At 74.0% G+C, this 25,423-nt stretch carries 19 protein-coding genes and 1 pseudogene; 10 read left to right on the top strand and 10 right to left on the bottom strand.

Annotation, left to right across the window (positions count from 1 at the left end):
• Positions 1 to 30 precede the first annotated feature (30 nt).
• Positions 31 to 804 (bottom strand): GntR family transcriptional regulator, encoded by a 774-nt coding sequence (locus ACIQ7D_RS25040; protein ID WP_403941021.1) that lies wholly within the window; start codon positions 802 to 804, stop codon positions 31 to 33.
• Positions 805 to 1,044: 240 nt separating this feature from the next.
• Positions 1,045 to 1,941, bottom strand: a complete 897-nt coding sequence (locus ACIQ7D_RS25035) for an RNA polymerase sigma-70 factor (protein WP_403941020.1) — start codon at positions 1,939 to 1,941, stop codon at positions 1,045 to 1,047.
• Between the two features lie 202 nt (positions 1,942 to 2,143).
• Here ACIQ7D_RS25035 and ACIQ7D_RS25030 point away from each other — a divergent pair, with 202 nt between their 5' ends.
• From ACIQ7D_RS25030 to ACIQ7D_RS25010, 5 genes are all read left to right on the top strand, one after another.
• Complete coding sequence (locus ACIQ7D_RS25030; RefSeq protein ID WP_403941018.1) at positions 2,144 to 3,766, top strand: alkaline phosphatase D family protein; 1,623 nt, start codon at positions 2,144 to 2,146, stop codon at positions 3,764 to 3,766.
• A 126-nt stretch (positions 3,767 to 3,892) separates the two neighbouring features.
• Positions 3,893 to 5,299 (top strand): SWIM zinc finger family protein, encoded by a 1,407-nt coding sequence (locus ACIQ7D_RS25025; RefSeq protein WP_403941016.1) that lies wholly within the window; start codon positions 3,893 to 3,895, stop codon positions 5,297 to 5,299.
• The gene (locus ACIQ7D_RS25020; protein WP_403941015.1) at positions 5,296 to 8,100 is read left to right on the top strand and encodes a DUF6493 family protein; all 2,805 of its coding nucleotides are present in this window, start codon (positions 5,296 to 5,298) and stop codon (positions 8,098 to 8,100) included. Before ACIQ7D_RS25025 ends, ACIQ7D_RS25020 begins: the two co-directional genes overlap by 4 nt.
• A gap of 118 nt (positions 8,101 to 8,218) precedes the next feature.
• Positions 8,219 to 9,673 (top strand): GNAT family N-acetyltransferase, encoded by a 1,455-nt coding sequence (locus ACIQ7D_RS25015; protein ID WP_403941013.1) that lies wholly within the window; start codon positions 8,219 to 8,221, stop codon positions 9,671 to 9,673.
• A 402-nt stretch (positions 9,674 to 10,075) separates the two neighbouring features.
• On the top strand, positions 10,076 to 11,758 hold the full coding sequence (locus ACIQ7D_RS25010; RefSeq protein ID WP_403941011.1) for a DUF885 domain-containing protein: 1,683 nt from the start codon (positions 10,076 to 10,078) through the stop codon (positions 11,756 to 11,758).
• Between the two features lie 26 nt (positions 11,759 to 11,784).
• On the opposite strand, the gene ACIQ7D_RS25005 is transcribed toward ACIQ7D_RS25010, so the two are convergent.
• Positions 11,785 to 12,189, bottom strand: a complete 405-nt coding sequence (locus ACIQ7D_RS25005; protein ID WP_403941010.1) for a GNAT family N-acetyltransferase — start codon at positions 12,187 to 12,189, stop codon at positions 11,785 to 11,787.
• A gap of 72 nt (positions 12,190 to 12,261) precedes the next feature.
• On the opposite strand from ACIQ7D_RS25005, the gene ACIQ7D_RS25000 reads away from it, so the two are divergent.
• On the top strand, positions 12,262 to 13,149 hold the full coding sequence (locus ACIQ7D_RS25000; protein WP_403941009.1) for an ATP-grasp domain-containing protein: 888 nt from the start codon (positions 12,262 to 12,264) through the stop codon (positions 13,147 to 13,149).
• A 246-nt stretch (positions 13,150 to 13,395) separates the two neighbouring features.
• Here the strand turns inward: ACIQ7D_RS25000 and ACIQ7D_RS24995 are convergent.
• A pseudogene (locus ACIQ7D_RS24995) lies at positions 13,396 to 14,366 on the bottom strand (transcriptional regulator).
• A gap of 59 nt (positions 14,367 to 14,425) precedes the next feature.
• On the opposite strand from ACIQ7D_RS24995, the gene ACIQ7D_RS24990 reads away from it, so the two are divergent.
• Entirely contained in the window at positions 14,426 to 15,616 is a 1,191-nt protein-coding gene (locus ACIQ7D_RS24990; protein WP_403941007.1) for an MFS transporter, read from the top strand.
• Here the strand turns inward: ACIQ7D_RS24990 and ACIQ7D_RS24985 are convergent.
• The 4 genes from ACIQ7D_RS24985 to ACIQ7D_RS24970 form a co-directional block, all read right to left on the bottom strand.
• Positions 15,567 to 18,671, bottom strand: a complete 3,105-nt coding sequence (locus ACIQ7D_RS24985; protein WP_403941006.1) for an AAA family ATPase — start codon at positions 18,669 to 18,671, stop codon at positions 15,567 to 15,569. The two genes, ACIQ7D_RS24990 and ACIQ7D_RS24985, sit on opposite strands and share 50 nt — an antisense overlap.
• Positions 18,668 to 19,834 (bottom strand): exonuclease SbcCD subunit D, encoded by a 1,167-nt coding sequence (locus ACIQ7D_RS24980; RefSeq protein WP_403941004.1) that lies wholly within the window; start codon positions 19,832 to 19,834, stop codon positions 18,668 to 18,670. The genes ACIQ7D_RS24985 and ACIQ7D_RS24980 overlap by 4 nt, the downstream gene beginning before the upstream one ends.
• Before the next feature lie 153 nt (positions 19,835 to 19,987).
• Complete coding sequence (locus tag ACIQ7D_RS24975) at positions 19,988 to 20,623, bottom strand: YigZ family protein (RefSeq protein ID WP_403941003.1); 636 nt, start codon at positions 20,621 to 20,623, stop codon at positions 19,988 to 19,990.
• 38 nt (positions 20,624 to 20,661) lie between these two features.
• A complete protein-coding gene (locus tag ACIQ7D_RS24970) occupies positions 20,662 to 20,808 on the bottom strand; it encodes a hypothetical protein (RefSeq protein WP_403941001.1) in 147 nt (48 codons plus the stop codon).
• 152 nt (positions 20,809 to 20,960) lie between these two features.
• Between ACIQ7D_RS24970 and ACIQ7D_RS24965 the strand changes: the two genes are divergently transcribed.
• Complete coding sequence (locus ACIQ7D_RS24965) at positions 20,961 to 21,290, top strand: hypothetical protein (RefSeq protein WP_403940999.1); 330 nt, start codon at positions 20,961 to 20,963, stop codon at positions 21,288 to 21,290.
• A gap of 64 nt (positions 21,291 to 21,354) precedes the next feature.
• Here the strand turns inward: ACIQ7D_RS24965 and ACIQ7D_RS24960 are convergent, their stop codons facing one another.
• A complete protein-coding gene (locus ACIQ7D_RS24960; RefSeq protein WP_403940998.1) occupies positions 21,355 to 21,771 on the bottom strand; it encodes a cold-shock protein in 417 nt (138 codons plus the stop codon).
• 125 nt (positions 21,772 to 21,896) lie between these two features.
• Here ACIQ7D_RS24960 and ACIQ7D_RS24955 point away from each other — a divergent pair, with 125 nt between their 5' ends.
• Entirely contained in the window at positions 21,897 to 22,346 is a 450-nt protein-coding gene (locus tag ACIQ7D_RS24955; RefSeq protein ID WP_403940996.1) for a CoA-binding protein, read from the top strand.
• A 92-nt stretch (positions 22,347 to 22,438) separates the two neighbouring features.
• Here ACIQ7D_RS24955 and ACIQ7D_RS24950 read toward each other — a convergent pair whose 3' ends face one another.
• The gene (locus tag ACIQ7D_RS24950; protein WP_403941182.1) at positions 22,439 to 23,035 is read right to left on the bottom strand and encodes a helix-turn-helix domain-containing protein; all 597 of its coding nucleotides are present in this window, start codon (positions 23,033 to 23,035) and stop codon (positions 22,439 to 22,441) included.
• A gap of 538 nt (positions 23,036 to 23,573) precedes the next feature.
• On the opposite strand from ACIQ7D_RS24950, the gene ACIQ7D_RS24945 reads away from it, so the two are divergent.
• A complete protein-coding gene (locus ACIQ7D_RS24945) occupies positions 23,574 to 25,352 on the top strand; it encodes an ATP-binding protein (protein WP_403940994.1) in 1,779 nt (592 codons plus the stop codon).
• Positions 25,353 to 25,423 lie beyond the last annotated feature (71 nt).

The raw sequence follows: 25,423 nt of genomic DNA, 5'->3' as shown, positions 1-25,423 counted from the left end.
TCCGGGTGGCGGGCCGCAGACCGGCCGGGGTCAGGACGCCCTGCGCTCCTGGCGCTCCTGCGTCTCGTCGCTGATCTCCAGATCGCCGGAGGCCCCGAAGGTGAGGCGGCAGGTGTCCGCGCGGTACGTGGCCACGGAGACGGCGGCGACCCGGCCGGCCACCACATAGCGCGTCGTGACCACGAGGACGGGCGCGCCGGGGAGCCGGTCCAGTTCCTTGGCGTCGTCGGCGCGCGCCGAGCCCAGCTCCACCGCGCGTTCCTGGGCGTCGAGTCCGAGGTGCTGGAGTTCCCGCAGGACGGCGCGGGCGCGCGCGGGCCCCGAGGGCGCCTCGATGGCCGACAGGTCGGGCACCGACGACGCCGGTACGTGGATCAGCTCGGCGGCGACGGACTGGCCGTGCGTGATGCGGATCCTGCGGACGGTGTGGACCGGTTCGCCCTCGCCGGTCTCCAGCAGCCGGGCCACCGCGGCGGGCGCGGTGGCGGTACCGCAGTCGAGCGGCTGCCAGGCGTCCTCGTCGGCGCCCGGCCAGGCGTGCGGAGGCGTGGAGACGTCCACGCCGAGGCGGGGCGGAGCGACGGTCGTACCGACGCCGCGGCGGCGCTGGAGGCGGCCTTCCAGCTCCAGTTGTTCGAGCGCCTGCCGGAGAGTGGCGCGGGCGACGCCGAAACGGGCGGCGAGTTCACGCTCGTTGGGCAGCACCTCGCCGACCGCGAAGTCGGAGTCGAGGGCTTCGGCGAGCACCGTCCTGAGATGCCAGTACTTGGGCTCCGGCACCGTTTCGAGCCGCGTGGTCCCCACCCTGATCCTCCGCAATCGCCGGCTGGCCGACGGGTTTCCGTGCCCTTGTTTATTAAAGGTTCCTCACTAAAAAGCGACGATAGGACGACCCCATCCCTTGGTCAAGACCAATAAGGCCGTCGGTCACGGAAAGAAACGGATCTTTTACCCGGCGTGGACGGAGGGTGACATAGGGACGGTGACATAGGGACGGGGCCGTACGGACGCGTGGCCCTGTACCGGAGTGCGGGACACCGCGCCCTACAGGGTGGGCTCCCCTGTGGTGACGCCACCGAGCTTGTCGGGGTTGCGGATGATGTGGACGCGCTGCACCCGGCCGTCCAGGAACTCCAACTGCATGACGTTGTCGGGCTTTCCGTCCGTCCGGAACAGCACCGCGGGGGCGCCGTTGACCTCGACGAGGCTGACGTCGTACAGCCCGGCGCCGCCCGCGGTCGCGAGCAGGAAGCGGCCGACCTTGTCGGCGCCCTCGATGACACGCCGGGGCGCCTTGGCCTTGCCCCCGCTGTCGCCGACCAGCCGGACGTCGGGGGCGAGCAGGGCGAGCAGTTCTTCGAGGTCGCCGCCGCCGGCCGCCGCGAGGAACCGCTCGGTGAGATCGCGCCGTTCGGCCGGGTCGACGTCGTAGCGAGGTCTGCGCTCCTCGACATGGCGCCGGGCCCGGCCCGCGAGCTGGCGTACGGCGGACTCGCTGCGCTCCAGCGCGGTGGCGATCTCGGCGAACGGGAAGCCGAACGCCTCCCGCAGAACGAACACCGCGCGCTCCAGCGGCGAGAGCGATTCGAGGACGACCAGGACCGCGAGGGAGACGGAGTCGGCGAGCACGGCGCGTTCGGCCGTGTCGGGCACGGTGGGGCCGAAGTCGGTGACGACGGGTTCGGGCAGCCAGGGGCCCACGTACGCCTCGCGCCGTGTCCGCGTCTGGCGCAGCCGGTCGATGGCGAGGCGGGTGGTGATCCGTACGAGATAGGCGCGCGGCTCGACCACGTCCGCGCGGTCGGCGGCGCTCCAGCGCAGCCACGCCTCCTGGACGACGTCCTCGGCGTCGGCGTACCGGCCGAGCATGCGGTAGGCGACCCCCGTCAGTACCGGCCGGTGTGTCTCGAACGCCTCGGTGCTCACGGTGTCGGATTCCACGCTCCCATCCCATCGGACGAGACGCCCCGTTGTCCAGGCGGCCCGCGCGGTGCAGGGTGCGAAGGTGACCTCGCGAGGGTGCGGGGTGACGCGGCGGTTGTTCACCCGGGGTTCGCGCGGTGGCCGTCGCCGGGCGCTAGGCATGGCAGGACACTCCGGTCACCACTCGACCAGGGTCACCTCTCGCGCAGGAGACGCATCGATGCCGTACGGCCAGCAGAACACCCCCGCTTCCCCCTCAGCCTCCACCCCCGCGCGCCACCCCGGCAGGCGCGGTGTGCTGCGTGGCTCGCTCGCCGCCTCGGCCGCGCTGGCGCTGCCCGGCGCCGCCGTGCTGGGCGGCGCGGTGCCCGCACAGGCCCTGTCCGGCCGGCCGCGCGCCGGCTGGGGCGTGCAGGCCGGCGACATCACGACCTCCTCCGGGCTGGTGTGGGTACGGTCGGACCGGCCCGCCCGGATGATCGTGGAGACCTCCGCCACCGAATCGTTCCGCCGCGCGCACCTGGTCCGCGGCCCGCTGCTGGGCGCCGGCACGGACTTCACCGGTACGGTCCCGCTGCGCGGGCTCCCCTCGGGCGAGCGGGTCCACTACCGGGTGACGCTCGCGGACCCCGAGGACCCGCGCCGTACCGGCGAGCCGGTGTACGGCACGTTCCGCACGGCGCCCGCGAAACGCCGCCAGGACGTGCGCTTCGTCTGGTCGGGCGACATCGCCGGGCAGGGCTGGGGCATCAACCCGGACCTCGGCGGTTTCACCGTCTACGAGGAGATGCGCCGGCTCGCCCCGGACTTCTTCCTGTCCAGCGGTGACAACATCTACGCGGACGGTGTGATCGAGCCGAGCGTGACGCTGCCCGACGGCCGGGTCTGGCGCAATGTCACCACCGAGGAGAAGGCGAAGGTCGCGGAGACCCTGGCCGAGTACCGGGGCAACTTCCGCTACAACCTGCTGGACCGCAATGTCCGGCGCTTCAACGCCGAGGTGCCGTCCATCACCCAGTGGGACGACCACGAGGTGCGCAACAACTGGTACCCGGGCCAGATCCTGGACGACGACCGCTACACCGAGAAGAACGTGGACGTGCTGGCCGCCCGCGCGTCCCAGGCGTTCCGCGAGTACTTCCCCATCTCGACGCTGCACGCACGCGGTTCGGACCGGCGGGTGCACCGGGTGGTGAACCACGGTCCGCTGCTCGACGTGTTCGTCCTCGACATGCGGACGTTCCGCAACGCCAACTCGCCCGGCCGGCAGTCCGACGACACCACCGGGATCCTCGGCGCGGAACAGCTCCGGTGGCTGAAGCGCGAGCTGTCGCGCTCGCGCGCGGTGTGGAAGGTCATCGCCGCGGACATGCCGCTCGGTCTGGTCGTGCCGGACGGTACGGCGGACATCGAGGCGATCGCGCAGGGCGACCCGGGCGCGCCGCTCGGCCGTGAGCTGCAGATCGCCGAACTGCTGCGGTACATCAAGCACCAGCGGATCACGGGCACACTGTGGCTGACGGCGGACGTGCACCACACCTCGGCGCAGCACTACCTGCCGGAGCGGGCCGCCTTCAAGGACTTCGAGCCCTTCTGGGAGTTCGTCACGGGCCCCATCGCCGCGGGGCAGTTCCCGGCGAGCAAGCTGGACGCGACCTTCGGCCCCGACCGGGTCTTCGTCAAGGCGCCGACGGGCTCGAACCTGTCGCCGATGGAGACGCCTCCGCTCTTCGGCGAGGTGGACATCGACGGTGCCAGCGGGGAGTTGACGGTCCGGCTGCGGGAGCAGGGCGGCACGGTGCTGTTCACGAAGGTGCTCCAGCCGGGCAAGGTCGGCCAGTGAGCGGGCCGGGAAGCCGGCCGGTGAGCAGGCCCGGGGCCGGCCGGTGAGCAGGCGGTAAAACGGCCCGGAGAGCGGTGACTTCGCAGGTCAGGGCGATTGTCAGTGGTCGCGTCTACGGTTTTTCCCATGACGCGATCCACACAGGCGCTGGCCTATTCCCGTCCGTCCGCCTTGGAGCACATCCGGGGCGGACGGCTGCTCGGTCTGGAGACGTCGGGCGGCCTCACGCCCGTCGGTGCCGAGGCGCATCCGCGCTTCTTCTCCGGGTTCCTCGCCTCGCCGCGGGCCGCGGCGCGCGGCCTGCTGGCCGTCGCCGATGTGGCGGGGGCGCGGTACTACCAGCGGGTGCCGGGCCGCTCGCTGGACCCGGTGGTGACGGGGAACGGAGACCGGCTGCGCTTCGAGTCGTTCTCGGGGTGCTGCGGGGTGTACGCGCGCCTCGATGTGCTGGAGGACGGGCTCGGCGGGGCGGCGACGGGCCACGGCACGACCAATGTGGATGTGAACAATCCGCTGCGTGAGGCGCTGTCCCGGATGACCGGCGACGATCCGCTGCACCTTCGGGTGGGTCCTGACGAGCTGGCGGTCACCACGGTCGGCGGGTCGGTGGTGGAGAAGAAGGTGCCGCTGCCGGACCGCTGGCTGCGGGGGTTCGCCGAGGCGCAGGTGGTCTCCGCCGGGTTCGATCTGCGGGCGGAGCTGACCGGGGCCGAGGCGGTGCGCTTCCTGCGCTCGCTGCCGCGTGGCGGGGGCAACGCCTCGCGCGGGGCGATGTGGGTGGTGCCGGCGGGGCGGACGCTGCGGCCGACGACCCGGCCGGTGCCGGGCGCCGTCTGTCTGCCGGGGCCCGAGCGGCTCGCCGCGTTGGAGCGCGTGCTGCGGGACGCGACGGCGCTCCGGGTGTACGGGCCGCCGGTGGCGGGCGGCGCGGCGGTGTCGAGCGCCTGGGAGGCGGTGCTGCCGGGGATGCGGCTGACGCTCACGCTGTCGCCGGAGGCGGCGCGCGGGTTCTCCGGGGAGGGCGGGGTGCTGGAGGCGCTGGCCACCGGGGAGGCGGCCGAGGACGCCGCGCTGGTGTCGGTGCTGCTGGCGTGGGAGCCGCGTATCGATCCGGCGGAGCTGGCCGTCGAGTCGGGGCTGCCGGTGGAGCGGGTCCGGGCGGCGCTGACCCGGCTGGGCACGGCGGGCCGGGTCGGCTACGACGTCGCGGACGCGGCGTACTTCCACCGGGAACTGCCGTACGACGCGGGGCGGGTGGAGCGGCACAACCCCCGGCTGGTCTCGGCGCGGGCCCTGCTCGCGGAGGATGGAGTGACGCTGGACGACGGGCCGGCGCCGGCCGCGTCGGACACGGCCGTCTCCTCCGTGGCGTCGGGTGAACGCCGGTATCAGGTGCGGGAGTCGGGCGGGGTACTGAGCTGCACCTGCCGCTGGTGGGCCGACCACCGGGGGCGCCGGGGGCCGTGCAAGCACGCGCTCGCCGTCCGGATGGCGCGCCGTGCGGCCGTGGTGACCGCGGGCGGTGCCCGATGAGCGCGCTGCTCGACGCGGTCCGGGCGGGGCGGGCCGAGGCCGTTCCCGGGCTGGTGAAGCCGCTGACGGCGGCGGAGCGCAAGACGGAGCTGGCCGCGCTGAAGGAGCTCCGCGCGGAGCTGCGCGGCTGGGAGTGGCGCCGGTGGCACGAACGGCAGCGGATCGGGTGCGCGCTGGTGGTGGCGGGCGCCGGATGCCTGACGGGCGCGGCGGCGACGACGGCCTGGATCGGCGCCCGCGATCTGCGCGAGAGCTCCTCCCTCCCGCACGGCCTGCTGCTCGATGTCCTCGGCGGCCGTGACCCGCGATGGCTGGCCGATGTCGCCCACCGGCTCGCGGGCCGGGCGTCGACGGCCACGCTGGACTACCGGCTGATCACGGGGATGGTCCGGCAGGCGGGGTGTGCGGTGCCGACCACGGACGCCTATGTGTACGGCTGGGTGGAGGCGGCGCCGTCACACGGCGGGCTGCTGCCCGCGCTGCGCGTGGACCCCGACGTACGGATCATGGTGCCCCGGCTGTTCGAGACGGCCGAACTGCCGTGGTCGCTCAACGCGCGGGACGATCCGGACGATCCGCACCACTGGCCGTCGGTGCTCGCCGTCCTGGCCGAGGAGGGGGTGGTGGAGCGGCGGATGCTGGTGGACGCGACCGTGGCCCGACTGCTGCGCGGCGGGCGCCCCGGCGAGCTGACGTTCTTCCTGCGTCTGCTGGACCGGCTGGCGCTGACGGCGGACGAGGAGCGTGAGCGGACCGCCGACTGGATCGGCATGGCCGCGGACGGGCCCTCGGTCGTGGCGGACCACGCGCAGGGGCTGCTGGGCCGGCTGGCGCTCGCGGGCGCGCTGGACGCGCGGAGCCTCGCGGACCTGTCGGCGTCGGTGCTGTTCCGGCCGGAGAAGAAGCTCGTACGGGCCCAACTGGTGCTGCTGGGCAAGGTTCTGCGGGCCGACGGCGCCGCCGCGGGCGAGGTGCTGCCGGTGGTCGCGGAGGCGTTCGGGCACGAGGACACCGCTGTCCAGGAGCGGGCGCTGAAGCTGGTGGCCCGCCATCTTCCCGTCCTGGACGCGGACCGGCGCTCCGAGGTGGTGCGGGCCGCTGCGCTGCTGAGTCCGGTCCACCGGGCCCGGGCGCGCGAGGTCCTCGGTGAGCTTCCGGTGGCCGACGAGCCGCCGTACGAGGAGGTCCTGCCGCCCGCGCCGGAGCCGGTACGGCTGGCCCCTGCGCCGGCGGACCTGGCCGAACTGGTCGAGGAGGTGGCGGCGCTGATCGCCTCGCCGGACGGCGGGATGGAGGCGTTCGAGCGGGCGCTGGACGGTCTGGTCACCCACGCGTACCGGGACCGGGTGGCGCTGGTGCGCGCGCTGCGCCCCGCGCTGGCGGGGTGCTGGTGGCTGGACGACGACGGGCACCAGGACCGTGACCGGTGGTTCTCCCGGGACACCCACGGTGTGGAGGTGGTGGCCGCCGCGCTGCTCGACCGGATCTCCACGCGGACGCTGCACGCCTCGTTCGCCCAGGGGGAGACCTCCGGCGCCCGGGGGAAGACCTCCGGTTCGTGTGCGCACTCCGCGCTCGTCGGGGTGATCGACGCCCGGCTGCGGGAGGCCGCGTATCTGGTCCACGCGAAGCCGCCGCCCTTCCTGCTCGCCACCCCGACCTGGGAGACGGGCGCGCTCGACACCGCTGTCCTCGTCGAGCGACTGCGGGAGTACCGGCGACTCGGTGCCGCGCCGGGGCCGGCCGACTTCGCCCAGGCGCTGCTGCGGGTGGACCGGGGCGCGGACCCGGCGACGGTGCGCGCGGCGGCGGCGCTCGGCACTCCGGAGGCGGACCGGCTCGTCGCCTGGCTCACGGCGGACGGCGCCCCGGTACCGGCGCTGCGGCCCATGACGGAGCCGCCCCGTCCCGCGGAGGCCGTGGACGACGCGTGGCCGGCGAAGGCCCTGACCGGGAAGGCGGCGGGGTTCGCGGCGGGCCTGCGCCCATGGCGGAAGGAGACGGAGCGGGAGAGGACCGGACGGGAGGAACTGTCGGCGGTGCGGCGGGAGTTCCCCGTGGCGTTCCACTGGCTGGGCCGTCCGGGTGCCCGGGTGGTGCCGCGCTGCTACCACTGGGCCGGGGCGCGGGGCGGCAGCTGGACGGCCGTACTCCCCCAGGACCGGGAGACCCTGGCGGGCCTGCTGCTCACCGAGGCCGCGTCGAGCGCGCGGGACGATCAGCGGGGCGGGACCTGGTGGCTTCCGCCGCTCGCCGAGCGCGGGGGCCGGGCAGGCCGGTGCCTGCACCGGGGGCTGGCGTACGGGCTGGGCGCCCGCCACCCGCAGGACCGGCTCCCGGCCGTGGACGCGCTGCTGGTGCTGGCCGCCCGTGGCGAGCTGGCCGGGCCGGTGCTGGGCGAGGAGCTGGCCGCTCTGGTCATCTCGGGGGACGTCAAGATCAACCGGCTGACGGAGGCGGTCCGTACGGCCGCCGCGACCGGTGCGTACGCAACGGTCGCCTCCGTACTGCTGCCGACGCTGCCCGCCCTGCTGGCCCCTGAGCCGTTCGGTCCACCGGCAGCGGATGCACCGGCAGCGGGTCAGGAGCTGCCAGTGGGTCAGGAGCCGTCGGCGGCGGGCGCGTCACGGCCGCCGGGCACGCGTCCCGGGCTCGAGGGGATACTGTCCGTGGCCGCCGACTGCGTGGAGCGCTGCGGGGGCGCGGCGGAGATACCGGGGCTGCCGGAACTCGCCGGACGCGCGGGCACCTCTCAGGTGATCACACAAGCGCGGCGTCTTCTGATCGCAATGCATCAGTGAAGCGATCGCCCTGCGCCAAAAATGGCCAAAGATAGTCCAAAAAGGAACAGATCCAACCTTAACCCATCAGTCACAAACCGTTCGTGATCACGCAACACCGTTCCGTCAGAGTGAGGTCATGACCGATGTGACTTCCGCGAAGAGCACCCGCCGCCCCCACCACTGGCGGCGGGACCTCGTCGAACTGGCCGCCCTGTTCACCGCGGTGGCGGTCGCCGACGCACTGGCGAACCTGATCGTGCACGGACCCGACGGCGCGTTCCTGCTGGTCGCCTCGGCCGGGGCGCTGATCGCCACGGCCACGTTCCACACCTGGTGGGCACGGAGGCACGGGCACGCGCCACCGGTGTCCGGCGGCGACGGACCTCCCCTCGCCGCCCCGGCCACGGCGCCGGGCAGCCGGGAGGGGAACGCGCACGAGGGGCCCGCGCCGGAGGAGACCGCGCTCTGGCGGATGCGGACGACCGTACGGGACGAGCCGGGAAGCCTGGCCGCGCTGTGCGTCACCTTCGCCACGCACCGGGTGGACATCCTCACCCTGCAGACGCATCCGCTGGCCGACGGCACGGTCGACGAGTTCCTGCTGCGCGCCCCGGCCTCGCTCCAGGCGAAGGACCTCACCCGTGAGGTCGCCGCCGCGGGCGGCAGCTCCACCTGGATCGAGCGGGCCGACGCGCACGACCTGGTGGACACTCCGGCCCGGGTGCTGGGTCTGGCCACCCGTACGGCGCTGGACGCGGCCGAACTTCCTCTCGCGCTGCGTCAGTTGCTGGGCCGCTGCACCATCCACTCCCGGCCCGCCGGATCCGCCGGGGACCGCGCGGCCGACGGGAGCGGCCCGGAGGGCGAATGCGGGGCCGAGGGCATCGACGGCCAGGACGGCACGGAGATGCGGCTGCGCGATCCGCACGGCGGCAGCATCACCATAGAGCGCCCGTACCTCCCCTTCACCCCCACCGAGTTCGCCCGCGCCCGGGCGCTGGTTGAGCTGGACACCCGGCTCGGCCCACGTATCCCCCGCAGCCAGGACGTCCTCACCCTCCCCCAGGGCGAGGAGATCACCGTCCGCCGCGCCGACACCGACGACCTCGACGCCGCGCTCGCCATGCACGCCCGCTGCACGCCCCGCACCCTGGACCTGCGCTACCACGGCCCGGTGGGCGACGCCGACCGGTATCTGACCCATCTGCTCAGCCCGCGCTTCGGACGCACGCTCGCCGTCCGGACGGCCTCGGGGCGGCTCGTCGCCCTCGGTCATCTCCTCTGGGACGGCGAGGAGACCGAGGTCGCGCTGATCGTCGAGGACGACTGGCAGCGCCGCGGCATCGGCTCCGAACTGCTGCGCCGGCTCGTCGCGCTCGCCGTCGAGGCCCGCTCGGGCAGCGTGTACGCGGTCACCCAGGCGTCCAACACGGGTATGGTCGCGGCCATGCGCGACCTCGGGCTGCCGCTGGACTACCAGATCGACGAGGGCACGCTCGTGATCACGGCCCGGCTGGAGCCGTCCGCCCTGGGCGGATTTCCCCGTACGTCGTACGACGACTCCGGGCTGTTCGACCCGTCCGCCCCGTGACGCGTCCGCCCTACCACCGTTCGCCACGTGAGGCGTCCGCCCCGTGCCCCGTCCGCCCTACCGCCGTCCGGCCCGGCGCGAGCGTAGGGATCCGGCCAAAGTCGGTCCTGGGCCACGGGTGGCGCCGCCCGCCTGTTCCGGGCCCGGGTCGCGCCGTATCGGGGGGAATCCACCGGCCTTTCCGCGGAACGCGACGCTCCGCCGCCCGCGATCCGGGGCGCGGAGCGGCGGCGGAGGAGGCCGGATTCCGGTGCCCGTCTCCGCCTGCCCGCACCGCCCCCTGCCGGGCGGCGCGGGGCGCGCCGGGCCGCCCACCCCGCCCGCGCCCTCGATCAGCCAATCCGGCCGCCCCCCGGACAGGGTGAAGTGACGCGGCGGTCCGTGTTGGAGAGGATGGCGGCTATGTCAGACACAGCCGGCAGCGCGCTGCCCCGCCAGGTCGCCGACGCCTACGTCGACGCACTCATCGAACTCGACCCGATCACCGGCACCTACCTCGGCGTGGCGGAGTCCTCCCGCCGCCTCCCCGACTACTCCCCGGCCGGACAGCAGGCCCGCGCCGACCTCGCCCGGGACACGCTCGTCCGGCTCGACGTGGCCGAGGCGCTGCCGGGTGCGGACAGCGATGTCGAGCGGCGCTGCGCCCGGCTGCTGCGTGAACGGCTCACCGCCTTCCTCGGCGTCCACGACACCGAGGAAGGGCTGCGCGAGGTCAGCAATCTGCACTCCGCCCCGCACTTCGTCCGCGACATCTTCAGCGTGACCCCGGCCGGGACCGAGTCGGACTGGGCGGCGATCGCCGAGCGGATGCGCGCCGTGCCCGCCGCGCTGGAGGGATACCGCGCGTCGCTGGCCCTGGGCATCGAGCGCAAGCTGCCGGCGGGGCCGCGCGCGACGGCGACCTTCGTCGGTCAGCTCACCGACTGGGCGGGCGAGGACCGGGGCTGGTTCGAGGAGTTCGCCGCCGCGGGACCTGACTCGCTCCGTACCGAGCTGGACGCCGCCGCCCGTACCGCGACCGCCGCCGTGGCGGAGCTGCGCGACTGGATGCGCGACGTGTACACCCCCGCCGTCGAGGACGCGCCCGACACCGTGGGCCGGGAGCGCTACGCCCGCTGGGCGCGCTACTACAACGGTACGGATCTGGATCTGGACGAGGCGTACGCGTACGGCTGGTCGGAGTACCACCGGCTGCTCGCCGAGATGAAGGACGAGGCGGGGAAGATCCTGCCGGGCGCGGGCCCCTGGGAGGCGCTGGCCCATCTCGACGTGCACGGCGCGCACATCGAGGGCGTCGACGAGGTCAGGACCTGGCTCCAGAAGCTGATGGACGAGGCGATCGACGCGCTGGACGGCACCCACTTCGAACTCGCCGACCGGGTACGGCGCGTGGAGTCCCGGATCGCCCCGCCGGGCGGCGCGGCGGCCCCGTACTACACCGGACCCTCCGAGGACTTCTCGCGCCCCGGCCGCACCTGGCTGCCCACCATGGGCGAGACCCGCTTCCCGGTGTACGACCTGGTGTCCACCTGGTACCACGAGGGCGTCCCAGGCCACCATCTCCAGATCGCGCAGTGGACGCATGTCTCGTCGCGGCTCTCCCGCTACCAGGCGTCGGTGGGCCAGGTCAGCGCCAACTCCGAGGGCTGGGCTCTCTACGCGGAACGTCTCATGGACGAGCTGGGCTTCCTGCCGGACGCGGAGCGCCGGCTCGGCTATCTGGACGCGCAGATGATGCGCGCCTGCCGGGTGATCGTGGACATCGGGATGCATCTGGAGCTGGAGATCCCGGCGGAATCCCCGTTCCACCCGGGCGAGCGCTGGACGCCCGGGCTGGCGGAGGAGTTCTTCGGGAACCACAGCGGGCGCCCCGCGGACTTCGTCAGCAGCGAGCTGACCCGCTATCTGTCCATGCCGGGCCAGGCCATCGGCTACAAGCTGGGCGAACGCGCCTGGCTGCTGGGGCGGGAGAACGCGCGCAAGGCGCACGGCGACGCGTTCGACGCGAAGGCGTGGCACATGGCGGCGCTGTCGCAGGGCTCGCTGGGGCTGGACGATCTGGTGGACGAACTGTCGAAGCTCTGACCTCTTCCCGTACGGCGGAGTCGGGTTCAGCCGCGTGGCACGAGCGGCATGAGCCCGGCCTCGGTCGGCCGGAAACCGCAGCTCGCGTAGAAGGGCGCCAGCGCCGGCTCGTAATCGACATGGAGCCAGTGCGCGCCCCGGGCGCACGCCTCGGCCGCCGCGGTGTGTACGAGCCGGCGTCCGAGGCCCCGGCGGCGCTCGTCCGGGTGGACGGTGGTGTCGAGGATGAAGGCGTGCACACCGCCGTCGCCGGCGACATTGACATAGCCGACGAGCCGGCCGGCCCGCCGGGCCGCCACCCAGACCAGGCTGCGCGCGAGGACGGGTGCGAAGGACGTCGTACCGTGGCCGGGCCACGACGCGGCGAAGAGTTCGTTCAGCTCGTCGTCCGCGAGGGCGGGGCGGATGTCGAGTGTGGTGGTCGTGGACATGTTCTCTCCTGTCGAAGGCCCGACCTTCACAGGGCGTGAAACTCACACGGTGTGAAAGGTCTGGGGGATGCGATGGAAGCCGGGTTCCTGTTCTGCGCCGATCCGCTGCGGGCGGTCCGGACCGATCCGGTGTTCGCCGGGGAGGCGGCGCTGGCCCGTTCGCCCGACTCGGCATTCGCGCTCCTCGGCCACGAGGCGCTGCTCTCCGGGGACACGGCGGGCGCGCTGGCGGGGGTGCGGCGCGGCTCGGGACCGTACTGGTACCGGGGATGGATGATGCCCGCCGCGTCCTACCAGGAGCTGGCGCGTGGCATGGAGGTACGGGGCTGCCGGCTGCTGACGGATCCCGGCTCGTACCGTCGCGCGCATGAACTCCCCGGCTGGTACGAGGAGTTCGCCAACCTCACGCCCCGGAGCGTCTGGCGGGAGCTGACACCGGGCGCACCCCTGGAGCGGGCGGAGCTGGCCGAGCTGGCGGCGCCGCTCGGTCCGGGGCCCGGGATCGTCAAGGACTATGTGAAGTCCCGGAAGGACCAGTGGGACGAAGCCTGCTTCCTCCCCGAACTCACCGATCACACGCGGCTCGTGGCGGTCGTGGACCGCTTTCTCACGCTCCAGGAGGACTCGCTCGCGGGCGGGGTGGTGCTGCGCACGTACGAGGCGTTCGTGCCGGGCGGTGAGGTGCGTGTGTGGTGGGTGGACGGTGAGCCGGTCCTGATCACCGCCCATCCGGACACCCCCGGCAAGCTGCCGGAGCGGGAGCCGCGGCCCGCGCTGGACGCGGTGGGGGCGGCCGTACGCGCCCTCGGCTGCCGGTTCCTGACGACGGATCTCGCGCTGCGGGAGGACGGGGTGTGGCGGGTGGTGGAGGTGGGCGACGGGCAGGTGAGCGGCGCGCCGGCCGGGGCGGACCTGAGGGAGCTGTTCGCGGCGCTGGCGGAGGCGGGCGCCACGGACTGAGAGGCCCGCACGGCGGTACGGCCGTGGTGCGGGGCGGCCCCCGGCGGCGCCGGCCGTGCTGTCCCGTTCAGCGGCGGAACCCGCCCGCCGCGCCGCCGTCGCGCGTTCTGCGGGAGCGCGGCGCGCTGCCGGGGCAGGCGGTTCAAGTGCGGGCATGGGCGCCCATGATGGCCGGGCCGGGGGTGGCTGTCATCCGGTTTTCGGCACGGCGGCCGGCGGCCGGGCCGCCTCCGCTCCCCCGCCGCCTCAGCCCTCCTTCCCGGCGTCGACCAGGACCTCGCCCGCGTCGGTCCGGAAGTAGAGGACGGACCGCCCGGCGCGGCGGCGCCGTGCCAGCCCAGCGTCGTGCAGGACCTTGAGGTGACGGCCCACCGAGCCGAGGCCCTGGCCGGTCAGTGCCACCAGGTGCGTGGTGCTCTTCGGGGTGTCGAGCAGGACGAGGACGGTCGCCCGCGCGGTTCCGAGCAGCGCGCCGAGGCTCTCGGGGACGGGGGTACGGTCCGCCTCGGCCAGCGCGCCGGAGCAGGGGTAGACCACGGCGTAACGGTGCGGAGCGTCCCAGGAGACCCAGCCGTTGACCGGTGTCACGGGGACGAACATCAGGCGTGCTCCGGTGAGTTCCCTCGGCGGGTAGTCCCTCGTGTTGAGCTGGAGGCGGCTCTCCCCGAGCCAGCGCAGCTCCGGGCGCATGCCCTCCAGGGCCGCGGTCCAGCCGCCCGGCCGAGCCGGGCGGTGCGTGCGAGGACATCCGCCTCGATGATCCGGCGGCGTCTCGGCCAGGTGGGCAGCACGGTCCTCGTCCACACCCAGGTCAGCGCGTCGGCGGTGCGTTCCGGCAGGTCGGAGCGGTGCAGCAGGGCGGGGAGCGGGCCGTTCAGCGAGACGGTCAGATCGGCGCGTACCGCCGCGGCGGGCGTCTCGCGCACGCGCGCCAGCTCGTCCTCGAACCGCTGGTCGCCGTCGCCGGTCGGGGTGGGCGTGAGGTAGTCCGCGTTCCAGTGACGGCCCAGCGCGGCCCGGACGAGCAGCGCGGTGACCGGGTCGCCGGCCTGACGCGCGCGGTAGGCGGGCAGGTGGAGGTCGAGCCAGGCGCGCTCGCCCGGGTGTGCGGCCGTGCCCCGCTCCAGGGTCTTCAGGCTCGCGACCGTCTCGGCGAGGGCGGAGACGACGAAGCGGCTGTCCGCGAGGGTGTCCGCGCTGATCTGCCACCAGCCCATGTTTCGCCTCCCCGCGAAAGAGTAACGGCCCGGCCGCGGGCCGCTCGACACTCCGGTTCATGCGTACCTACCGCGAGCTGTTCCGCACCCAGGAGTTCACCCCGCTCTTCCTCATGTCCGCCGGGCAGGTGGGCGCCCAGACCGTGAGCGGACTGGCCCTGGGGACCCTGATCTACTCGGCGACCGGTTCACCGCTGCTCGCCGCCCTCGCCATGTTCGGGCCCTCGCTCGCCCAGGTGCTCGGCGCGACCACCCTGCTCTCGGCGGCCGACCGGCTGCCGCCGCGCGCCACGCTGGCCGGTACGTCGCTGCTGTTCGGCGTCGGCACCGCCGCCCTGGCCATGCCCGGGCTGCCGGTGTGGGCCTCGTTCGCGGTGCTGTTCCTCCTCGGTACGGTCGCCTCGCCGGTCGGCGGGGTGCGGTACGGGCTGCTCAACGAGATCCTTGAGCGGGACGGCTATCTGCTGGGGCGTTCCGTGCTCAACATGTGCGCGGGCACCGCGCAGATCGGCGGATACGCGGTCGGCGGTGTGCTGGTGACCACCCTGTCGCCGCGCGGCACCCTGCTCGCGGGCGCTGCCCTCCATCTCGCGACGGCGGTGGTCGCCCGCCTCGGTCTCAGCGGCCGGCCGCCGCGGGCCACCGGGCGCCCCTCGGCCGCCGCGACCTGGCGGACCAACGCCCTGCTGTGGTCCTCGCGTTCGCGCCGCTCCGTCTTTCTCGCGCTCTGGGTCCCCAACGGGCTGATCGTGGGCTGTGAATCGCTGTTCGTCGCCTACGCTCCCCGGTACGCGGGGCTCCTCTTCGCCTGCGCGGCCTGCGGCATGCTCGCCGGGGATGTCGTGGTGGGCCGGTTCGTGCCGAAGCGGTGGCGGGGGCGGCTCGGGGTTCCGCTGCTCCTGCTGCTGGCCCTGCCGTATCCGCTGCTCGCCCTGCGTCCGGCGCTTCCGCTGGTGATGGCGGCCGTGGCGGTGGCCTCGGTGGGGTTCGCCGCGAGCCTGGTCCTCCAGGAGCGGCTGATGTCCCTGACCCCGGGTGAACTGAGCGGCCACGCCCTCGGGTTGCACACCTCGGGGATGCTCACGATGCAGGGGGTGGGCGCGGCTCTGGCGGGCGGCGTCGCCCAGCTCACCTCGGTGTCGGCGGCGCCGGCCGTCATGGCGCTGCTCTCCGTCACCGTCACACTGACCCTGTCGCGGCTCACTCCGCCGCGAGGCGCTGCCGCACGGCGGACCCGTGCCGTTCCTTGACGATCTCCAGTTGGGTCGGGATACGGCGGCGCAGGTCCGCGACATGGCTGACAATGCCGACGCTGCGGTCCCTTTCCCGCAGGGAGTCCAGTACGTCGAGAACCTCGTCCAGGGTCTGGTCGTCCAGGCTGCCGAAGCCCTCGTCGATGAAGAGGGTGTCCAGCCGTACACCGCCCGCCTCGTCCGTGACGACGTCAGCGAGGCCCAGCGCGAGGGCCAGGGAGGCGAAGAACGTCTCGCCGCCGGAGAGCGTCGCGGTGTCACGGGCACTGCCGGTCCAGGCGTCGACGACCTGGAGCCCGAGCCCGGACCGGCGCTGTCCGCCCGCGCGGGCGTCGGTGTGGGAGAGGGCGTAACGGCCGGAGGACATCCGCTGGAGGCGTACGGTGGCGGCCGCCGCGACCTGTTCGAGACGGGCTGCCAGGACGTACGACTCCAGGCGCATCCGGCGTTCGTTGTCGGCGGAGGTGCCCGCGGCGAGCCCGGCGAGACGGGCCACCCGGTCGTACTCCTCGCGTACGGGGCCGAGTTCGCGCACCTCGGCCTCGGCCCGCCGGGAGAGCCCGGCGAGCTGGTCCCGGCTCTCCCGTGCGGCGGCGTGCCGGGCCGAGGCGGCGCGCAGTGCGCGTTCCGCGGTGTCGTGGGCGGACTGCGCGGCGCCGGGGTCGGCGGGCGGGAGCGCGGCGGCGTCCCGGGGCGCCGGTTCCGCGAGCCGGTCGGCGACCGCGGCGGCCTCGGCCTGCCACGCGTCGATACGGTGCTGGAAAGCGCGCCGGTCGGCCGTGCCGAGCAGGGCCTCGGCGGCGGCGCCCGGGGTGTCGAACCCGGCCCGGAAGGCGGCGCCGGCGAGGTGCCCGTCGGCCTCCTTGAGGCGCAGCGCGGTGGCGTCGGCGACACGTGCGGTCTCCGCCGCCTCGGCGAACGACCGGGCGCGTCCCGACAGTTCGGCCACCCGGTCGGCGACGCTCGCGGCCTCTCCCCTGGCGCGGTTCAACTCCGCTCGCAGCCCGCTCTGTTCGCGCTCCAGCGCCTCGCGCTGCGAGGTTCGGGCGGCGGCGCGGCGTTCGGCCTGACGCTGCGCGGCGACCCGGCCCTCGTACTCGCGCTCGGCGCGGGCCAGGGCCTCGCGCGCCGCGTGCGCACCGGCCGCGACCCGGCGAGCCGCGGCGTGTTCGCGCTCCAACCGCTCGGTGAGCGCGGCGAGTTCGGCGACGGTGGGATCTGTGGCGGCGAAGTCGTGGTTGGGGTCCCCGGCTTCGGGGTCACTGTCCCGGGGCGGCTCGGCCGCCTGGGTGCGGGCCGTCGCGTACTGCTCCAGGAGCGTGGCGTGCGCACCCTCGGCCTCCGCCTGGCCGTCCTCGTACCGCTGATACTCCGTCAGTGCGGCCTCCTCGGCCGCCGGATCGACCTGGTCGTCCGTGGGGCGCGCGGGTGCGGGGTGGTCGGCGGAGCCGCAGACCTCGCAGGGGGCGCCCTCGGCGAGCCGGGCGGCGAGTTCGGCGGCGATGCCCTTCAGCCGGCGCTCCCGCAGGTCGAGCCAGTGCGCGCGGGCGGAGTTGACCCGAGCACCCGCCGTCACGAGCCGCCGTTCGGCCTCCCGTACCGTCCCTTCGAGCGTGTCGCGCCGCCGGGCCGCGGCCAGCCGTCGCACGGCCGGTTCGAGCTGTCCCGCGTACTGCTCGGCGCGGGTGGCCGCCTCCAGGGCCTCTTCCACCCGGCCGAGCAGGGCGCGGCGTTCGGGCTCCCAGCCCGCCAGCCAGCCGGCCGTCTCCTGGAGGATGTCGTCGTCGGCGCGCGCCTGCCGGTCCAGTGCGGCGCGTTCGGCGGTGATCTCGGCGCTGCGGCTCTCCGCTCGGCGGGCCGCGTCGAGTGCGCCGAGTTCCTGGCGTACGGAGCCTTCCAGTGCGGCGAGTTGTTCGGCGCCGGCGTCCGCGAGTCCGGGGGGAAGCGCCCTCCGGGTGCGCTCGTGTGCGGCGCAGGCGGCGCGGTGGGCGTCGTCCGCCTCGTCGCGCAGGGCGAGCGCCGGGGCGACCAGCTCCGCCTTGCGGTCGCGTTCCAGCAGCGTACGGGTCCGTTCGTACGCGGGGCGGCACGCTTCGAGTTCGGTGTCGCGCCGCCGGGCGTCCGCGAACCGCTCCTGGAGCCGGGCGAGTTCGCGTGCGGCTTCCCGTACGCTCCGGGCCTCCGCCAACCGGTCCTCGGCCGACGCGAGGGCCGACGCGGCGATGTCGGTCCGCTCGTGGGCGTCGCAGCGTACGAGCGCCGCCCAGGCGAGTACGGCGGGGGCGAGGCCCGCGTCACCGGGCTGCCGGTCGGGCGGCCCCGGCGTCCCCGTACCGCCTGTCGCGGGCGAACTCCCCTCCGCCGCCTGGGCGATGCGCTGTGCGATCCCGAGGAGCCGGTCGTCACCGGCGCGCACCCGGTGCTCCGCGGCGCGCCGCAGCTCGGCCAGGCGTTCCTCGACCGCGGCGAACCTGCGGGTGTCGAAGAGCGTGCCGAGGAGTCTGCCGCGCGCCTCTGCGTCGGCGCGCAGGAAGCGGGCGAAGTCGCCCTGGGGCAGGAGCACGACCTGGCAGAACTGTTCGCGGCTCATGCCGAGGAGCTGGCTGATCTCCTCCCCGATCTCCTGGTGGGAACGGCTCAGCGCCCGCCATTCGCCGCCGCCGGAACCACCGGAACCACCGTCGGGGGCGTACTCCCGCAGCCAGCTCTGCGCCTTCTCGGTGGTGAAGCCCTTGACGCGCTTCTTGGGGCGGAGCTGGGCGGGCCGCCGCGTGACCTCCAACCGGCGCCCGCCGACGGTCAGTTCGAGGACGACCTCGGTGACGGTCCCGGCGGGCGCGTGATCGCTGCGCAGCGTGGTGCCGGGGCTCTGCCGGGCGCCCGGTACGGCCCCGTACAGCGCGTAGCAGACCGCGTCCAGCACGGAGGTCTTGCCCGCGCCGGTCGGGCCGTGGAGCAGGAAGAGCCCGGCGCCGGAGAGGGCGTCGAAGTCGACCTCCTGGGTGGTGGCGAAGGGACCGAAGGCGGTGAGGGTCAGCCGGTGCAGTCTCACGGGGTCACCTCGCGCACCGTCGCGTCGACCCGTACATCGTCGAACGCGCCGCGCAGCACGGTGCGTTCGGGCCCGTCCGGCCCGGAACCACCCCGTACATGGGCCACGAAGTCCTCGGCGATCTGCTGGTCGGTACGGCCCGCTAGGCGTCTGCCGTAGGAGGCGAGCGGGTCGCCGGGCGGCCGCTCGGGGTCGAAGACGAGGCTGAGGGTGTACGGGAAACGGGCGGCCAGCCGCGCCATCGGTTCGGCCGGGCGCACCGCATCGGTGAGGGTCGCCTCCACCCAGGACTCCTCGTGCCGGTCGAAGGCGGGATCCCCGAGCAGTTCGTCGAGCGTCCCTCGGATCCGGGCGAGGGCGCGCGGCACCGGGCAGTCGATCCGACGCGCGTCGATCTCGCCCGCGGGCCCGAGGTCCACCAGCCACATCGTCTTGCGGTGCATGGCCTCGGAGAAGGAGTAGGCGAGGGGGGAGCCCGCGTAACGGACGCGTTCGGTGAGGGTCTGGGAGCCGTGGAGGTGCCCCAGCGCGACATAGTCGGCGCCGTCGAAGACTCCGGCGGGGACGGCGGCCACCCCGCCGACGGTGATGTCCCGCTCGCTGTCGCTGGGCGCGCCGCCGACGACGAAGGCGTGCGCGAGGACGACGGAGCGGGTGTCGGACGGGCGGCCGGCGAGGTCGGCCCGTACGCGCTCCATCGCTGCGCCGAGCACCGCCTCGTGTCCGGCCTTCTCCGTCTTGAACTCCGCGCGCACCAGGGCCGGTTCGAGGTACGGCAGCCCGTAGAAGGCCACCTCGCCGTGGGCGTCCGTGAGCAGGACGGGGGTGGCGCAGCCCGCCGGGTCGGTCCGCAGATGGATACCGGCGCGCTCGATGAGTCCGGCGCCGACACCGAGTCTGCGGGCCGAGTCGTGGTTGCCGGAGATCATGACGGTCGGTACCCCGGCGTCGGCGAGGCGGTGCAGCGCGCGGTCGAACAGCTCGACGGCGGCGAGCGGCGGTACGGCCCGGTCGTAGACGTCGCCGGCGACGAGGACCGCGTCGACGTCATGAGTACGGACCGTCGTCACGAGGTGGTCGAGGAACGCGGCCTGGGCGTCAAGCAGGCTGACGCGGTGGAAGGACCGTCCGAGATGCCAGTCCGACGTGTGCAGAATCCTCAAGAGAGGCTTTCCTCCCGTTCAGGCGTTTCACGCCGTTCGCGCCGTTCGTGGCGTTCGCGCCGTTCGTGGCGTTCGCGCCGTTCGTGGCGTTCGCGCAACGCGCCCGGCGCGCCCGGTTCATGGCGTGCGCGGGCTTCGTGCGGAGCGCGGCGCTCACTCCGGAGGGCCATCGCCGTACGCCTCCCCGCCCAGCTCCAGGGCGGCCGTGCCCGCCGTCGTGTCCGCGAGCCAGCCACGGAACGCGTCGACCTCCGCGTCCGGCAGCCCCAGCTCGATCGTCACCGCCTCCGCGTACCGCACCTCGCGCACCGCGTGTCCCGTGGCGCGCAGATCGTTCTCCAGCCGGCCCGCGCGCTGGTGGTCGACGGTGACGGTGACCTGCCGGAAGCGCCGTCTGGTCCGGGTACCGAGGGCGTCCAGCGCCTCGCCCACCGCTCCCCCGTACGCCCTGATCAGACCGCCGGCGCCGAGCTTGACGCCCCCGTAGTAGCGGGTGACGACCGCCACCGTGTAGCGCACCTCACGGCGCATCAGCATCTGGAGCATCGGCGCCCCGGCGGTACCGCCCGGCTCGCCGTCGTCGCTCGCCCGCTGCACGGAGGCGTCGGCGCCGATCACGTACGCGAAGCAGTGGTGCGTGGCCGTCGGGTGCTCCCTGCGGACGCCCGCGACGAACTCCTGCGCCTCCTCCTCGGTCGCCGCCGGTGCCAGCGCGCAGAGGAAGCGCGACCGGTTGGCCTCGGTCTCGTGGACGCCCGCGCGGGCGACGGTCCGGTACTGCTCCTGCATGCCCCCACCCTATGCGGGGCCCGGTCGCCGCCCGGACCTCAGCCGGATCCCACGGTGAGGTGCACGGCCGTCGCGGCCAGTGCCAGCACCAGTACCGCGCCCGAGCCGATCAGGAACCGGGGGTGGGCGAGATTGACCGTCCACCCCCGGCCCCACCCGTCTGGGCACGAGGACCGCGGGGTCACCGGCGTTCACGTACACCGTTCCCGCCGCGCGCCAGTGACGGTCGTCGTCTCGCGCCACCAGGCCGCTGTCCTTCTCCGCCGTCTCGGCCCCCGCCGCGCCGTCCGACCGGGCTGCGCGCAGGACGGCGCTGCTGCTGCGGCTGGCCGTCGCGATGGCGGTCCAGACGCTGCTGGGGGTGGCGATGGGCGCCCTGATCCGCCATCAGATCGCCGCGCTCTCGGTGGTGATCGGCTATCTCTACGTGGGTGAGCTGATCCTGATGATGATCCCGGGCGTCAATCCGCTCCACCCGCTGCTGCCGGGCGGCGCCACGGCCGCGCTGACCGGCTTCACCCAGGTCTCGGACGCCCTCGCGGACGAGCTGTCCACCCGTCCGGTCGCGCTGCTTCCCCCGGTCGGCGGCGGGCTGCTGCTGATGGGGTACGCGTGTGTCGCGGCGGCCGTGGCCGTGTTGGTGCCGATGCGCAGGGACCTGCTCTGACCTGCGGGAACGGCGGTCCCAGAGGGCACTTCGGGACCGCCGCGTCGCCCACCGCGCCGAGGCGTCAGGCGGTGATCCAGCCGTGCGTGCGGGCCAGTTCGACCACGCGCGCCCTGATCCGCTTGATCTGGTCGGCCGTCAGGGTGCCGTCCGCCTCCAGCAGCGCCTCGGTGAGTTCGCCGCGCAGAGCGGCCGCGGTCGGCTCGCCGTCCTCCGCCGTCCGGTACGTCACCGGGTCCGGCGCGAGGTCATGCCCGGGGCGGCGCTGCGCGGCCGGGTGGACGAGCCGGATCTCGGACGCCTTCGGCCCCTTGTCGCCCATCTCGACGAAGAACTCGACCTCGCGGCCCGCCTGGTAGAGGTACTTCTCGTCCAGCAGATCGTTCGCGTGCATGAACACGTCGTCACCTCCCTCGTTCGGGATGATGAACCCGTATCCGCGTGTCTCGTCGAACCGCTGGATCTTTCCCGTCCTCAGCACAACCCCACCCTCCGCCCGAACCAGGACCTCGTCATACCCCCGACAGGATGGCACGCCGTGCCGTCCGCGGTGAACCGGACCGATGGCGTGCGGAATGAGCTACGCGGTGGATCCGTTGCCCTGACATGGACGCAGAGAGAGCACAGGCGGAGCGAACACGGACCGGGCACGGCGATCCGGCGGTGATCCGGGAGATCCTTCAGCACAGTGGCGACACCTGGGCCGTCGTGGGCCTGTCCGGGAACACCTCCCGGGCGGCGTACGGCGTCGCCGCGGTCCTCCAGCGCTACGGCAAGCGTGTCGTACCGGTGCATCCCAAGGCCGAGACGGTGCACGGCGAGCGCGGGTACGCCTCGCTCGCCGACATCCCCTTCCCGGTGGACGTGGTGGACGTCTTCGTCAACAGCGAACTGGCCGGGGCGGTCGCGGACGAGGCGGTCGCCGTCGGCGCGCGGGCCGTCTGGTTCCAGCTCGGGGTGATCGACGAACAGGCGTACGAGCGGACGCGGGCGGCCGGGCTCGCGATGGTGATGGACCGCTGCCCCGCGATCGAGATCCCCCTGCTCGACCGGTAGCACGCCCGGCCGGCCTCCGCGCCGACGGCCTCGCAGACCGACCGGCTTCCGCGCCCGGCCCGCTTCCGCGACCGCGCCGCGCGGGCTGCCGCTCAGCGCATGTCCTGCGCGACCCCATCGCGCACCGGCGGGACCGAGATCGACATGATCATTTCGACTGTCTCCGCACCGTCGTTGCGGTAGGTGTGCTCCACGCCCGCCTCAAAGGTCGCCGACGCGCCCGCCGGTACGGCGTGCGGCTCACCGTCGACGAGGAGCGTCAGCTCACCGGCGGTCACATGGATCAGTTCGGTGGTGCCCGGCGGATGCGGATCGGAGGCGCTGGCGTCGCCGGGCATCAGCGTCCACGACCACAGCTCCAGCGGGCCGCGCGCCTCCGCGCCGACGAGAAGGGTGCTGCGGCTGCCCGCCGGGGTGGACCACAGCCGTACGGCCTTGCTCGCGGGGACGATCCTGACGTGGGCGCCCTGTTCGTAGTCGAGCAGGGTGGTGATGGGGACGCCGAGGGCGTCGGCGATCTTGACGGTGGTGCCGACGCTCGGATTGGTACGGGCCTGCTCGATCTGGATGATCATTCCGCGACTGACGCCCGCACGGGCCGCGAGGGCGTCGAGCGTGAAGCCCCGCTCGCCGCGCCAGCGCTTGAGATTGCGGGCGAGCGACTGGGTGAGCTGGTCGAGGTCCGACACATTCCGTCCCATGTGTTCAAAGGAGAGGTTCAGCAGATTGCACTACTTTGCGGTGCACCCGGGCATGCACCGCACTGTACTGCGAGGCCCGTCCCTCCGGCCCCACCCGGCACCGGGCCACCAGGCGCGACACGGACAGTTGGCTGAAAGTCGCCCGTCGCACAGGCGAGATGACGCCAGATGAGAAAACGTATCCGCAGCCGGAACAGGCCTACGAGGACCGCTCCGACGCAGCGCAACCGCATATGACACGGCTCGCGATGTCGGACTCCCTCTATCACGTCACCTCTGTGTGACGGGCGACTTCGGGACGAAGTCGCCCGTTCTGTGTGCTCGGGGGGCCCTGAGTGCTTCCGTACCGCGTCCCGTGGTTAGCATGAGCGCCACATGTGGTGCGGAAGATCGCCGTCCCCATCGGTGTCAGATCCCGCCCGTGCGGCCGAAGCCCGCAGGTCGGCCGGTCTGTTCCCCCCGCACTCAAGTACCGAGGGACCGCGGAATGTCAGTGCCTGTCGCCCCCAGCCCGCACCGCATACCCATGACGCGGTCGTTGTCGCTCACCGTCCCGCTGACCCTGCTGGTGGTGGCCGGCGCCGCCGGAGGGGGGGTGGTCGCGGCGGCGCCGGGACCGGCCCGTGGCTGGCTCGCCGCCACCGTCGCCGTCACCTGGGTCTGTCTGGCCACGACCGTCATCACCGCCGCGCTGCTGCTGCGCAGAGCGCGGCGCGCCGCCGGAGCCGCGCAGAGCGAGAGCGCCACCGCGCAGACCCGGCTCGCCCAGAACGGCGCGGACTCCGCCCATCTGCTGAACGTCACGCTGCCCGCGGTCGTCAAGAAGCTCCACGAGGGGCTGAGCGCCCAGGAGACCTTCGCGACCACCCCGCCGCCGTCCGACCCGCAACTCCGCCGGGTCCTGGAGACGTTCACCGGCGAGATCGCCGCCGCCGAGGCGCGCGCGGCCCGGTCGCTCGCCGACAGCGAGACCGCCGTCGCCCGGCTGGCCAAGGCCGCCGACGACCTGGACCTGCTCACCGGCAAGACACTCCCCGACGCGCTCGCCGGACTGCGCGCCGGCGGCTCCGCCGACACCGTGCTCTCCACCGTCGTACCGCCCGAAGACCCCCGGCTGCGGGTCCTGGTGGACGTGGTGGTCCGGGAGTTCGCCGTCAGCGAGCGGCGCGCGGCGGCGGCGCAGGCGGCGAGCGCCAAGGCGCTGAGCCGGGTGCAGGCCAAGGCCGTCTCCATGCTGGCCGACCTGCGCGACATGCAGGAACGATACGGCGAGGAGGTCTTCGGCGACCTCCTCAAGCTCGACCACAACACCTCGCAGCTCGGGCTCCTCACCGACCGGCTGGCCCTGCTCATGGGCGGGCGCGCGAGCCGCGCCTGGAACAAGCCGATCGGGATGGAGTCCATCCTGCGCGGCGCGGTCGGCCGTATCGCCGCCTACCAGCGGGTCAGGCTGCACTGCTCCAGCAAGGCCGCCATCGCCGGGTTCGCCGCCGAGCCCGTGATGCACCTGCTCGCCGAACTGATGGACAACGCGGCGAACTTCTCCCCGCCGATCGACGAGGTCCATGTCTACGTCGAGGAGCGCACCGCCGGCATCGTGGTGACCATCGAGGACAGCGGCCTGAAGATGGCCGCCGCCGCGATGCGCCGCGCCGAGGACTCCGTCTCGGGGCGGGTCACCGACCTCGCGACGCTCCAGGGCACCCGGCTCGGTCTGGCCGTGGTGGGCCGACTGGCCGCCAAATACCACATCAGCGTCAACTACCGGCCCTCGTCGCGCGGTGGCACGGGCGTCGTCGTCCTCTTCCCGCCGCAGCTCATGGCCCAGCAGCGCGGTATGGCGCCCGAGCAGTCGCTGCGCCGCCCGGCGCCCGAGACGACCGTGCCCCCCGTCATGGCCCCGCCGGTCGCCGCCGCCCCGACGCCCCCGCCCGTACCGACGTCCACGGCGTGGCCGGTGCTCCCCTCACCGTCCGCCCCGGCCGGCGGTCCCCGCGTCGCGACGCCCGGCGGTCTGCCGGTGCGCCCGCCCGGCCGTACGATGGCCGCCGCCGACCGCGGCCGGCCCCACCCGGAGCCGGAGTCCACCCCGGCCCGGCCGGAACGCCGCGACGTGGGCGCCCAGTTCGGCGCCTTCCACCGCGCGCGGAACGCCGCCGAGGGCGCCGACGCCCCGGCCGCCGGGACCGGCGCTCCGTCCGACGGCGCCCAGGACCCGGCCGGTCCCGCCGCCGCGCCCCAGGACCCGGCCGGCCCTCCCGACGCTCCCGGCGCTTCCGCCATCCCCGGCACTCCGGCCGGATAGGGCAGCGCCCACCCCGTACGGCGCCCGGGGTCCCGGCGCCCAACCCCCACCCGGAACGTGAGAAGGAGGCA

Origin of the sequence: Streptomyces sp. NPDC096310 (assembly GCF_044763125.1) — a bacterium.
Lineage (GTDB): Bacteria > Actinomycetota > Actinomycetes > Streptomycetales > Streptomycetaceae > Streptomyces.
The sequence above is the reverse complement of the archived record's forward strand: the minus strand, read 5'-3'. Positions and strand labels throughout refer to the sequence as shown.